The 13778-nt window shown below is 45.4% G+C and carries 6 protein-coding genes and 1 CRISPR repeat array; of the genes, 1 reads left to right on the plus strand and 5 read right to left on the minus strand.

Translation table 11 applies throughout. The annotated features are described in order from the left end of the window. The first annotated feature begins 21 nt into the window (after window positions 1–21). Window positions 22–2253, plus strand: a complete 2232-nt coding sequence (locus QT973_RS01505) for a polysaccharide biosynthesis tyrosine autokinase (protein ID WP_333373289.1) — start codon at window positions 22–24, stop codon at window positions 2251–2253. A gap of 349 nt (window positions 2254–2602) precedes the next feature. Here the strand turns inward: QT973_RS01505 and QT973_RS01510 are convergent, their stop codons facing one another. The 5 genes from QT973_RS01510 to QT973_RS01530 form a co-directional block, all read right to left on the minus strand. After that, window positions 2603–3502: a S1 RNA-binding domain-containing protein gene (locus tag QT973_RS01510; RefSeq protein ID WP_333053701.1), complete on the minus strand. Its 900-nt coding sequence runs from the start codon at window positions 3500–3502 to the stop codon at window positions 2603–2605. A gap of 181 nt (window positions 3503–3683) precedes the next feature. Beyond that, window positions 3684–4928, minus strand: coding sequence for a transposase (locus tag QT973_RS01515; RefSeq protein ID WP_333053702.1), 1245 nt, complete (start codon window positions 4926–4928; stop codon window positions 3684–3686). Between the two features lie 83 nt (window positions 4929–5011). Beyond that, a complete protein-coding gene (locus QT973_RS01520; protein ID WP_333231760.1) occupies window positions 5012–5770 on the minus strand; it encodes a dienelactone hydrolase family protein in 759 nt (252 codons plus the stop codon). A 1192-nt stretch (window positions 5771–6962) separates the two neighbouring features. Next, window positions 6963–9420: a CRISPR direct-repeat array (repeat unit 37 nt; unit sequence GCCGGAAAAAACCTAAAACCCTATCAGGGATTGAAAC). Window positions 9421–9505: 85 nt separating this feature from the next. After that, window positions 9506–10732: a glycosyltransferase family 4 protein gene (locus QT973_RS01525; protein WP_333259183.1), complete on the minus strand. Its 1227-nt coding sequence runs from the start codon at window positions 10730–10732 to the stop codon at window positions 9506–9508. Window positions 10733–11151: 419 nt separating this feature from the next. Beyond that, on the minus strand, window positions 11152–13470 hold the full coding sequence (locus tag QT973_RS01530; RefSeq protein ID WP_333053706.1) for an IMS domain-containing protein: 2319 nt from the start codon (window positions 13468–13470) through the stop codon (window positions 11152–11154). Window positions 13471–13778 lie beyond the last annotated feature (308 nt).

The raw sequence follows: 13778 nt of genomic DNA on the forward strand, positions 1-13778 counted from the left end.
GAATTAAATAAGATTCTTGCTATGGATAAAAAACTGTTGTCTTCCATCAAAAATGACCTTAATGGTCAATATTTGTCTGCTCCCTCCGCTAATTACCTAGCTAGTACCCCAGCAGAGGATGACCAAGTTCTTGATATGAATTGGGTACTAGCTGTCATCAAACGTCGCCTTCTGGTGATGGGCATAGTAGCTGCCAGCATAGCTACTTTAAGCGGTAGTTTCGTGCTCAGGGCTGCCAAAAACTCTATTACTGAGTATGAAGGAAAATTCACAGTTTTAGCAGAACCGATTACGGCTGACGATCGGCTATCAAAACTATTGGTTCAAGCTCAAAATAACAGTTTAGGCATCACAGACTTGAACAAAATTAAATCATCAGCGGAAGACGGTTCCTCGGTGGATTATCAAAGTTTAGCGCGGGTTTTAAAAAGCCCAGAAGTGTTACTACCATTAGTCAATAAATTGCAAACAAAATATCCAAAATTTGACTATAAAAGTCTCAGTAGCCGCTTGACTATCCAACGTATTACTTTCTTGCGAGATGGGAAGCAGGGTGGTACTAAACTCATAGATATTAGCTATCGCGATCGAGATCCAAAGCGCATCCAATATGTGCTGGATGAAACTGCAAAATATTACCTAGAATATATGGATAAAGAGCGTTTGAAAGTTAGCAAACAAAGTATTGATTTTATAGATCGACAACTGCCCCCACTCCAGCAGAGAGTCGATAAATTGCAACAAGAATTACAAATGTTAAGGCTTCAGTATAACTTTAATCAACCCGAAGTACGCAGCCGCAGCCTATCAGATCAGCTCGATAATTTAACTAATCGTCGCCTAGAAGTGCAAGCACAACTGGCAGAAAGTAGGCTTCAATATGAAAGCTACAAAAAAAGAGCGTTAACGGGCGATAATCGTTGGATTGTTGATATTAGCCCCAAATCCTATGAAAATTTAATTAGCAAAGTAAATGAAATAGAGTCGCAATTAGCTTTAAGCTCTACTCAATTTTATGAAAATAGCCTTCCCATTCAATCTTTGCGGGAAAAGCAGCAAAGTTTGCGTGATTTAATCAAAAAAGAAGCTGATATTGTCCTCTTGCAGATGCAATCACAACTAAAACAGTTGGAAGCTCGCGAGCGATTGATAACTAATAGCCAAAATTCACTGCAAGCAAAAATCACTCAAATGCCTCAAGCTCAACTTCGCTATGATGACATACAATTAAAACTAGAACTAGCTAAAGATAATCTCAAACTCTTCCTCGAAAAACAAAAAACTTTACAACTAGATGCTGGTCAAATTGATGGCTCTTGGCAAATTATATCTAAACCACAGTTAATCACAAACGAAAATGGTGATTTTTACCCAGTAACAGAAAAACCAACCCGTCGCCACCTAGCCATTGCGATCGTTATTAGCACTTTACTAGGCATTGCTATAGGTTTCCTAGTAGAAGTTTTAAATACTGTTTTCCATACTCCCGAAGAAATTAAATCAGCAACTAAACGCCCTATTTTGGGAGTCATTCCGATCGCCAAAGCGATGAAAATTAAATCTGGTCGAGGTGAACGTGTTCCAGCTAAATTCACTAGCGTAAGTTCAAATACTAACAGTGCAAGCTTAAAACGAATAATAGTTTCAAATTACAAAGATTTTCCTGTAGTCGAGGCATTTCACTACTTATACACAAATATTCAATTATTAAATGCTGAACACCCAATAAGTTCTTTAACCATCACTTCGACCATTAAAGGTGAGGGTAAGTCCACTGTAGCACTTTATTTAGCTAAAACTGCTTCTGCTGTTGGTAAACGAGTATTATTAGTGGATGCTAATATGCGTGTGCCTCAACTGCACACATATCTTGGCTTATCAAATATGAAAGGTTTAAGTAATGTTTTAAGTTCTGATTTAAGCTTAAATGAGGCTATTCAGCGATTACCCGACGATGACAATCTTTTTGTCCTGACTGCTGGTACTATTCCCTCAGACCCAATTACATTACTTTCTTCGAGAAAGATGCACTATTTAATGGAACAATTTCTAGCGTTATTTGATTTAGTGATTTACGATACGCCACCTTTAATTGGTTTAGCAGACGGCCATTTACTAGCGTCTCAAACTGATGGTACAGTGCTGATAGTAAAAATAGAAAAAACCGATCGCGGGATGGTAAATAAAGCTTTAGATCAACTAAATGTAGCAGATTTTAAAGTCTTGGGAGTAGTAGCTAATGGGGTTAAATAACGAACGCTAAAAATGGAGTTAGATAGGGAAAGGAAGACGTAAGACTATTTGGGATTTTTGATGGGCGAGAGGTATTAACTTACTGGATAGGGGTTTGGAGTTAGCCTATATAGCAATCCTTGCAGGAGTCGTAAATTTTTTACCCCACCCCAACCCTCCCCTTGGTAAGGGGAGGGAGTAAGAAATTCCTAAATGATGCGACGATTGCTATAGTGGGATTCTTTTGGGAAACTGGTATAAGAAGTCGATGTAAAATGCAAAATAAGTAAATCAACTTAATTAAACGTAAAACGATCGCACTCTTACCACCCCGACTTCTTAAAAGTCGGGGTGGTAATTAGATCAAGACTTAAGAAAGAGTCTTTCTAGCACGTTCCGATCGCTCTTCTGCAGTCTCCATAACATCCGCCATCTTATCCACCATTTCCCCTGGGTAATTTTCTAGTACCCGGGTAGAAAGTGAAATTCGGCCACGACTTTCATCGAGGTCAAGCACGATCGCTTTCAGGGGTTGACCGGGAGCAAACACCTTGCCAAGGTTATCAATATATTTTTGGCTGACTTGCTTGATGTGCAGCAAACCGCTAACTCCTTCCAAGTCCACAAACACGCCAAAAGGCTTGATGCTGCTGACTTTTCCTTCCACCAACTGACCAATTTGCAAGTCCTTGAAAGCATTCGATTGAGTGGCCATCCGCTGGGAAAGTACGAGTTTTTCCCGTTCGCGATCGACCTCCAAGAAATTAACGCTCAAAGATTGACCGATCAGCGATTCTAGGTTATCGCGATCGACTAAGTGCGATCGGGGAATAAAGCCGCGCATTCCCTGAACATCTACAGTCACGCCGCCCTTATTTGCGCCAGAAACCCGCACCTGAAGAACTTTACCGGTTTCCTGCAATTCCACTAAATCTTCCCAAGCTTGCTGAATTTGTAACTGCCGCAGAGACAAGGTAACTTGGCCATCGGCATCTTGTTCGCGGATAATCAAAAAGTCCCGTTCCTCGTCCAGCGGAACCACTTCCGACAAATCCGTTACTGTTCTCAAAGCAGCCTCTTCGATCGGCAAAAAAGCCGAAGACTTGCCGCCGATATCAACATACGCGCCGTTTGAGTCGTACTCGAACACTTTGCCGCGCACTACTTGTCCCTTCTGGAATTCGTAATTGTGCTGTTCGAGGGCTTTAGCAAAATCATCCATTGAAAAGGATGGTTTTGCGCTTTGAGAACCTGTAGATTTGGAATTCATGTCAGTTTAGTTGTCAGTTGTCAGTAATTTAGTTGTCTGTTGTCAGTAGAAAAATTTTCCCACCCGGACCATCGGACTATCGGACCATCTCCCCATCTCCCCATCTCCCACTCTCTAAGCTGGTTGAAGTTGCTGTTGACACTCCCCTGCCTGAAGGCGAGGGGATTCTTAAGAACCGCAATCAAGCGTGGATCTTGATTCGTAATGGCTGTGCCAAACAGCCTCTAGACAGTCCGGTAAAACCATTCTGCTTACTTTTTCTGCCAATATTTGCAGCACCATTACAATCAGCGTTAATCAAATGTCCTTCCCAAGTCCGATACAATCCGCGCTTAACACGCTTGCCAGAAAATTGGTAAGTTGCTGGTTTGCCGGCATTGTAGACAGGCAAATCGTCACCATCCAAAGCGCTAGCTTTGCTTGTATACGATTCTTCCTGTTCAAGGTAGAGCAAGCCGTAACGCTCACAAAGCGATTTCAGCTTACCTCTCAAAGTATGAAAAGGAATTTGGACAAAGTTCTGATTGTTGCGACTGCTAATATTGATTTCCTGCTTCTGGCCCAAATTGAACCCGACAATCACGCGCTCAATTTTCTGGGCAATGCAATGGTCAATAATCAGCCTTGCCGTTTTGCTGAGATAGTCCCTAACTTGATTGTTTCGATTGACAAGCAATCTAGCTTGACGCTCAGTTATCCGCTCAATCTTTTGTCTATCTTTGATAGATTGCAATCTGGCATTTTCTTTGTTGAACCACTGGTTAATAGATTTAAGTTTACGACCATCCACAATAAAGGATGCCCCATTGGTGTCAACGCAAGTAGCCAAATTGTCCAATCCCAAATCAATGGAAATAGCGCTATCAACGACTGTTTCAACAGGTTCTGGTTCAACCTGGGAAACAAACTCGACTTCAAAGAATCGAGCATTGTACTTAGAATGTATCCGAACTTCTTTGATAGCTTCAGGATTAAGTCTCTCAGGGAATGGAATAGATACCGCTCCAAACAGCTTCTTGAAAGCATTTGACATCGGTACATTAAACCGTCCGTCCTTAACCACGATCCGAGGAATTATCAATACAAAGTAGCCATCTTTGGGTAAGTAGTGAGGCAATCTCACCTTCGGTTGATAGCGGCCAGATTTAACAGCGCTAATCAAGGCATAGAAACTGTGAAACGTTCTGTCTACTACTTTCAAAGTCTGTTGAGCAATATCCGTGTTTAGCAAACGATAGTTCTCGTTTTCTTTGCACAGATGGTAGGCAGATTCGTAACGCAAGTGTTTGCGCTCCTGAAAGTAGTATTGTCGAACAGTGTAAAGCCCTACATTGTAGAGATTTTTGCTAAGACGACACAACTCTCGCAGTGCCAAAAACTCAGACTTGTTTAGATTGCGGATTTGGTTCTTTTGAGTCAGGTACATCCTATTGGTCTCGCTGCATATTCTATTCTACAGCGAAACCTCTCAACTTTCTGGTTAAATTGCGGTAAAAAGGCAAAGCCGTCCTAGAAGGACGGGGTTTCCACCCATATTTTCTGATGAAATAGCTGCTTCACCTGCCTCCACGAATCGGCTGCTGCCGTAGCGTCGTAACTGCCGCGGTGGTCGCAGAAGAAGCCGTGATCGGCATTGTAGCGGAAAATTTGGTGAGAAATACTGTGTTTTTGCAATTCGGCGGCGATTTGGTCAACTTGTTCTAAGGGAATGCTGGGGTCTTGAGTGCCAAAAAAGGCGTAGAGAGTGCCTTTAATGTCTGCTGTGCGGGCGATCGTGGGGGTGCCGCCGCCGGGGGTTTGGGTGGCGATACCGGCGCCGTAGAACGACGCTGTAGCCTTGATTTCGGGCAAAGTAGCGGCAAGGTAGGCGACGTGCCCTCCAAAGCAGAAACCGATGCAGCCAAAACCTTCTGGTTTGACTGAGGGTAGAGTTTTGAGATAATCGATCGTGGCTTGGATATCGCCGAGAAGTTCGGAAGCGGTGGTTTTTTCTTTGTATTCTCTGCCGATTTGGATGGCTTCGGGTGTGTAGCCGGTTTCAAAGCCGGGGGCTTGACGCTGGTAGATGGCTGGGGCGATCGCCACATATCCTTCTTTTGCTATTCTTTCAGTAACTTCGCGGATGTGTGAGTTGACGCCAAAGATTTCTTGAATCACGATAACTGCGGGAAATTGCCCTGGGGAGGTTGGCTGGGCTAGGTATGCAGCTATTTGCAAATCCCCGTTAGGAACTGTGATATTTTTGGTGCTAATTTCGGCTTTTGTCATAGGTTGTTTTAAGGTAAATGCCACTCTACTGATTTTAAGTTAATTTGGGGATTGTGTATGCAATTTGCCAATAATGTTTTTCGGAACGGCGAAGCACAAATACCGCAAATATGGCAGGTTAAACTTCGCTACTTATTGAATGTTTAGGTTTCGCTGAATAAGTTAGGGAAAATCACTCCTAGCAATTAATTGGAGATTCAATTTCGGTAAAATATAAGTTGTGGTCTGTGATTTTCTAAAGCATAGATTTTGATAAGTCTAGGACTTGGCAGCTTTTATCTGGCTCTTTTGTGAGATTTTAGAGATAAGTGTCTAAGCCGTTAGCTGTTGAATATGAGCTAATTTTTTTTGATAGATCGGAGTTGTTTTTTAATCGCTTTGCTTTCTGGTTGGCGGAATAGTTTGAGGAGATTGATTCCGGCTAGGACTCAAGTCTAAGTTACGATCGCCATGCCGAACAAAGTCATGCAACCAGTTGAGGAGATTGATTCCGGCTAGGACTCAAGTCTAAGTTACGATCGCCATGCCGAACAAAGTCATGCAACCAGTTGAGGAGATTGATTTCGGCTAGGACTCAAGTCTAAGTTACGATCGCCCCGCCGAACAAAGTCATTTACTCGGGGCGAAGCCTATTTCGCAGCCCAAAAAGTCTAAGTTACGATCGCCATGCCGAACAAAGTCATCCAACCAGTTGAGGAGATTGATTCCGGCTAGGACTCAAGTCTAAGTTACGATCGCCACGCCGAACAAGGTCATCCAACCAGTTGAGGAGATGGATGGAGGCTAGGACTCAAATCTAAGTTACGATCGCCATGCCGAACAAAGTCATCTAACCCAAGGAAGACAGTATTTGGTTTTTTCCGCTGTGCGCTTGCTGTCAGGGTAAGATTGAACGCATTGGTGGGCTAGTGCCAGTCGATCGCACAATATTTTTTGCCTAGTTTCCGTGAACCGGTAGGTGTTAAAATAGGGGTATCAAATTTTTCGGCTCAAACTCATGTGCAGCAAGAGTTTGATGCCCCTCCTCTGAAAAAACGATTCACGGAAAGTCTGAAAGCTTTACAGGATAAGGTTTTGGAGTGAATATGAAATTTTTGGTATTGACAACCCGAAGGCTGGAATGGTACTTTTGTTTTAGATTCACGGAACTGCACCTTGAAAACCAAATACACCCTGGCTTCTGGAACGGGCGGCCGGAAAAAACCTAAAACCCTATCAGGGATTGAAACTTGCTAAGAGTTTTGTTGATATTAGGTGGCTCAAGCCGGAAAAAACCTAAAACCCTATCAGGGATTGAAACACACCTACAGAAATCATGTCTGACGGAACTTGCTTAGCCGGAAAAAACCTAAAACCCTATCAGGGATTGAAACAGGTACAAATCTGCCTTACTCGATTCCCACAATTCCAGCCGGAAAAAACCTAAAACCCTATCAGGGATTGAAACAGTGCTCAACTGCAAACACAATTTACAGGATTTTCAAGCCGGAAAAAACCTAAAACCCTATCAGGGATTGAAACTATGATGTACGGTACGATAGCATCTTCGTTCATGCCGGAAAAAACCTAAAACCCTATCAGGGATTGAAACCAGTTTGTATGGAATCTGCCGTCACGTTTTTGAGGCCGGAAAAAACCTAAAACCCTATCAGGGATTGAAACAGTCTTCTTCCTTGTCTAGGGTCGAAGAAGGCTCCAAAGCCGGAAAAAACCTAAAACCCTATCAGGGATTGAAACGCCATAAAAAATAATCTATTACTTGCTCACGATTAGCCGGAAAAAACCTAAAACCCTATCAGGGATTGAAACTTGATTGTCTGAGTTGCACATAGCCATCTACTACTGCCGGAAAAAACCTAAAACCCTATCAGGGATTGAAACCTTGTACTAACTCTAGATACTTATCGAATAACTCTAGCCGGAAAAAACCTAAAACCCTATCAGGGATTGAAACACCCTATGATCCTTATACTAAGACGTGCCTACGGCCGGAAAAAACCTAAAACCCTATCAGGGATTGAAACGGCCGGCAAGCAATTGATATGTAGCGGCCCGCGGCCGGAAAAAACCTAAAACCCTATCAGGGATTGAAACTGGATCATCAACCCGCTAAGCTCTGCAAAAGCTTGCCGGAAAAAACCTAAAACCCTATCAGGGATTGAAACTTTCATTTTTTTCACGTGCAGTGTTTTAGGTGATGCCAGCCGGAAAAAACCTAAAACCCTATCAGGGATTGAAACCAAGATTTCATTAATGAGTGCTGCGGCAAATTTGGCCGGAAAAAACCTAAAACCCTATCAGGGATTGAAACAAGCTGGAGTATGGGGTGAAGCCCTAGGGAGTGTGGTGGGCCGGAAAAAACCTAAAACCCTATCAGGGATTGAAACTTTAACAAAGCATATTCGTATTACTGAACATTGGTCACGCCGGAAAAAACCTAAAACCCTATCAGGGATTGAAACGCACAGCAGATGCTCTTCACAGGCGCGGGCTAGCGCCGGAAAAAACCTAAAACCCTATCAGGGATTGAAACAAGTAAGACGCGCACTTTTGCTAATTTCACCTGCAGCCGGAAAAAACCTAAAACCCTATCAGGGATTGAAACACACGGACTATTTCCGTTTCCGTGTAAATATCCGGCCGGAAAAAACCTAAAACCCTATCAGGGATTGAAACGAAAGTATTGACAAGGAAGATGACTGCCTTTTTGTGCCGGAAAAAACCTAAAACCCTATCAGGGATTGAAACCAGGCTTGCGGCAGGAAACTGCTAATCCATCACGCCGGAAAAAACCTAAAACCCTATCAGGGATTGAAACACTAATATCTCTTGAAGAGCACATATACAGGCAGTGCTGCTTGGCCGGAAAAAACCTAAAACCCTATCAGGGATTGAAACTTTTGGCTCAGTTTCTTTGAGCAATTCCATCTCTGGCCGGAAAAAACCTAAAACCCTATCAGGGATTGAAACGACGATCGCTTTTACTCACTTTGGGTGACAACTCCCGCCGGAAAAAACCTAAAACCCTATCAGGGATTGAAACCACTATCTCTGGCGTGAGGGGCCCAGATTCGTAGGCCGGAAAAAACCTAAAACCCTATCAGGGATTGAAACATCGAGAATTGATGTGTCTGTTGGGGTTGGCAGAGATGAGCCGGAAAAAACCTAAAACCCTATCAGGGATTGAAACGTCCCACCGATCTAATGACCGTGACGAACTGGCTGACCGATCACGGACAGCTAGAGCCGGAAAAAACCTAAAACCCTATCAGGGATTGAAACTGCCAGCGATACAAATTGGCTGAATTCGATTAAGTTGCCGGAAAAAACCTAAAACCCTATCAGGGATTGAAACAATGTCACGTTCACGGGCAAAACTGACCCGTCACATTGCCGGAAAAAACCTAAAACCCTATCAGGGATTGAAACCTCCATCCAAACCTCTTTCGACACTGATAGAACAATTCGCCGGAAAAAACCTAAAACCCTATCAGGGATTGAAACCAACCTTTCATACTTCCGACACAATCTGCAAACCCCGCCGGAAAAAACCTAAAACCCTATCAGGGATTGAAACTTGGTATCACCCTGCTATCACCCTGCTATCACTTAAGCCGGAAAAAACCTAAAACCCTATCAGGGATTGAAACGAATTCAACGGCAACTACGACCAATGACAAAAAATCATCCGCCGGAAAAAACCTATTTCCCCATCTAGGGCTTGAAACGCCCAAACTACAAAATTATTGGCTCAAAAATAGACCTCTCCTCTCTCTTTTTATCTCCTCCCATAACCTCAAGCAATCGATCGACTACACGCCTCCAAGTAAAATTTTCAGCCACAAAAGCCGGGCCCGCAACCCTCGCTTTCGCAGCCAATCCAGGCTGTTCGATCGCCCTGCACATCAAATCAATCAAATGTTCCCCATCAGGAGCTAAGATAAATAAGGTTTCCCCGTCACTCACCACAGCCGTAAATTTACTCTCAATCCGCTGTGCAAAGTTCGATCGCGTAAAATCATCCGTAGGGCCGCCCGCAGTGCAAATAACCGGCAAACCACAAGCGGCAGCTTCCAACACCGGCAGATTAAAACCTTCTGCCAAATAGGGAGAAACATAAACATCTGCTGCTTGGTAAAACTCTGCTATTTGAGCAAAAGATAGCTGGCTACCAGTATAAATTAATCTTGGTAAAACCCTCGCTCTTTCCGCATCGTTGAGCACAACTCGGCAGGCTTGGGCAATCTCGTCTCTCGACGGATAAAGCAGTTCAGAACCTTTTAAAACTAATCTCGCATCTGGATATTTGTCAACTACCGCAGCGAAGGCTTTTAATAAAGGGCGAATACCTTTGCGATCCGTTTGTCCTCCGATGTTTAAAAATATAAAATAGTTTGACCAGCCCAAGCTTTGGCGCAGTGATTGACGCCGATCGCCCGCAGCAGGATAATAAATCTTAGGATCGACTCCCAAAGGTACGACGGCAATGCGATCGGCCTCAACACCGCTGCGAATTAAGCCAGCTTTTGACCAAGCTGAAGGTGTAATAATTTTCGTTTCTGAGTTAACCGCAGTTTCGGCGATCGACTTAACACCCATCCCCTGTAATACTGAACTCGTAATAATCCCCCATTCTGTAGCTGCAAATACCCAAGTTTGAGCGCTGCTGGATGCCGAGAAGTCCCACGGGCAGTATATTCGGAGCGTAACATCCGCTGACTGATTTACCGCAGGGCTCTTAATGCTGCGGAGTAAAGTTTCATTTGGGCGATCGAATAAACTAATTTTCGTCTCCCAAGCTGGGTCAATGTAGGGCATATCGCGGTGAAAAAGCTCAATTTGTCCTCGCGGGCGATTCCCTACGGGATAGCTGCGCCGCGCGTGCATTTCCAGCAGTTGAAATTGATTGGCTACGCAATAGGAATGATAAATAAAACGCCAGCCTTCAACAATAATCTGCAATTCAAAACTCCCGCTTTTGGAATTAAAAATTCACCTAATAATCAGAAATTGGTAATTAGTAATTAGCCAGCATAAATTACCAATTACGAATAATTCAGGAGCCAGAATCCAGAACAGTTTCTGTGGGACAGGATGGAGAATCGAGCTTTAAATCCCGCGATTTTAATCGTGGACACCAAAAAATTCTTTCCGTGACAGTTACCCCTGACTTCAGGCATAGGTATGCTTAATCCAGTCTTCTTTCTTCTGATATCATATCGGATGGATATCGAGCGATTAAAAGGGCGGGTTTTTGAGATTGTCAATTATTGGCAGATATTTTTCGTGAACCCGCCCCTACCTTATTAGGCGTAATCTACTCGACATAATATGACTTCTGACTTCTGACTCCTTCTGCTCAATTACTAATTACCAATTCCTTACTTAATCACTTGCCAATCCATAATCCGCCACTGTCCCTCTTGGCGGATCAAGTCGTAGCGCACCCGCAGGTTTTCATTGCGGGAAGAAACGAGTTGAGAACGATCGAACACTTCGGCTTTTTCCGCGACTTGGGCATCTACTTGGGCGCGATCGGGATTAGTCGGATTTGTGGTAACTCCATTAACTTGCAGCTTGTGTACATAACGCTGGTGCGCGTTGTTACGCTGTTGAGCTTCTGCCATTAATTGCCAGCGAGACAAAGCCGGTTCTGTGAGAACTTGCTTTAATTCTTCGACAGCGTGATTGGGGCCCAAAGCCGCTGCTTTCGCCGATAGCCAGCTTTGAACTATTTGTCCGGCTGATTCCTCAGTGATTGCTCCCGATACTGCGCCTGTGGCGCTCGGTTCTGGGGTTGGGGCCAAGGCAGGGATTTCTATGGGCGGTTCTTCCAGGCGAACGAGGGCTTGCTCTCCTTGGAGGGGGCCCGATAGGGCTTGCATCGCGCTAGCCAACAGACTGAGTATTAACCACAGGAATAACAGGCTCAGGACACCTGCCACTAGAAGCAAAGCCAGCTTGTTTGGAGGCATGGACTTGACTTGGGCGGTAATTTCTGTTGCCTTGGTGCGCGCTCGATCGACAAAATCGCCCTTTAGCCCCTTGCCACTTGCTCCGCTGCGCCCTGAATGTTGGCGTCTGCGATGTTTGGAAGTCGATTCTGCAGGGTGTGGCACTGTAGCTATCGGGAGAGAGACGGGGGCAACAGCGCTAGGCGCGGCCACCGTTGCCGGGGATTTCGCGCCAGAGGCTGCGGTGGAATCCGCGCCCGGTACGGGGGTCAACGTGACCGTACTGGCTCCCTGCTTGGCTGTGGGTGCCGGTGTGGGTATGGCAGCGGGCGATCGGCCTGCTGTCGGTTGCAGTCGCCCTGGAAGCTTGCCGGAGCGGGGCTGCACCACGACCCATTCGTTGGCGGTTTCTGCGTCCTGTGGCAAAGCTTCTAGGTAAGCTTGTACTTTCGGGTCAGCAAAGTAATCTTTCAAGGACACTGACTCGTTGGCCAAGTCGCGGAAGTGGGGAAACACTTCTTCTTGTAGCCAGTGTTCGGCGTACAAGCACAGTCCGGGCAACAAGTCGGGTGAATCTTGGGAATGTTCGCGAATGAAGGCCAGGGGTTCTTTTTCCGAACTCAGTTCCAGGGCTCTGCTGGCTTCTTCTGTCTGGCCCAGCAGCAGGGAACAGACGGCTTTTTCCAGGTGAACGTCTTGGCGGCGACCCAGTTGCATCAGCATCAGCTTGGCCCGACGGATCATCGATGGCTGTCTGGCGGCAAATCCTTGGGCTAACAAGGTGTAGACCGAGAGGTAAGTGGCGACTGCGGAGGGGCGGCCGGCTTCGGCTTCAAATAGCGCCTGCTGCTCGCTGCTGGTTAGGTGTTTACGCATTTGCTGCACGAACCGGAGGAAGTCTTCTATTCCTAAACCCGATCGATCGTCTCCCGAACCGTCGATACCGCCTCGTTCTTGAAGCATTTCTCGCAGGATTTCCAGTCCCTTGCGACGCTCAGCGACTTTTTCTTCCGGAAGTGATAATAGCTCTAAAATGTTGTACGGACGGAGTTTGTATATGTCGGCTTGCATTTCACCCCTCACGCTTGCAAATAGGCTTTCGCGCAGCAGCAATTCTTGACCTGCTTCTAATGATTTTGCGGCATTTTCGTACTGACCTTGCTGCCACTGTTCGCGGCCGAGTTCTAGACAGGCAAGGCTGACGGTTAAAACTATATCTGGCCTCACGAGCTGCGGGTCGCCGAAACGACCTTCTGCGATCGCGATGCTGCCATTGTTAAGATACGGGCGACCCAGCTTCTGTACGAGTTCGTATTCTCCCAGTTCTTGCAGTATGAGCAGGGCTCCTACGAATTGGTTGTCATCGATTTCAATACTTGGAGTGTGGGGGTCGGGAGCAGCCTCTAAAGCCTTGGACTCTGCCGGAGCGGTTTCTCCTGCGTCTTGCAGGAAGGTGGCCGAGCCTGCTGAGGTTTTTGACCTCTGGTGCTTGGCTTCCTGTGCGGCTTCCGACTCTCGATCGTAAGTTTTGGCTAAAAAACTGGCATCGTAAGCTTTGCGCCCCTCTGAGTCTGACAGAACGGCGCAGGCTTCATCGAGCAGTTGTTTGCGGGCGACGATCGCAACTTCGGAATACTCCCGGCGCGGAAGCTGTAAAGTTCGATCGCGGTGAGCCTGCTGCAACTGTTCGGCAGTAGCTTGAATCGGTAGACCCAAAATCCGGTAGTAATCTAGTGGAATTAACATAAGTTAAAGAACTGTCCACTTCCCCAAAGCGCTAGCAACTGAATTAGCCTATCTTAAGTGACATACTCCCGCAAACCAAATCAAAAATTCTGGTGTTGGCTTCCAACCGCCCCCTTCACGGTATGTTGGACTTGCCGTAGAGATACTCTGATTTTTTTCCCTCTAGGGCGTTTTACAGTGAGGAAAATGCCAAGGCCCATTGCCCGTCAGCTAAATGAGTGGTTTGACTCTTGAGCATTTTCGGGTTTGAGAGTAATGGAATTATATCATTCGTGTGCATGGGGTTTAGATGGGAGTTTGTTCTCCGA

It is taken from the genome of Microcoleus sp. Z1_A1, assembly GCF_036700305.1.
In the GTDB taxonomy this organism is placed as follows: domain Bacteria; phylum Cyanobacteriota; class Cyanobacteriia; order Cyanobacteriales; family Microcoleaceae; genus Microcoleus.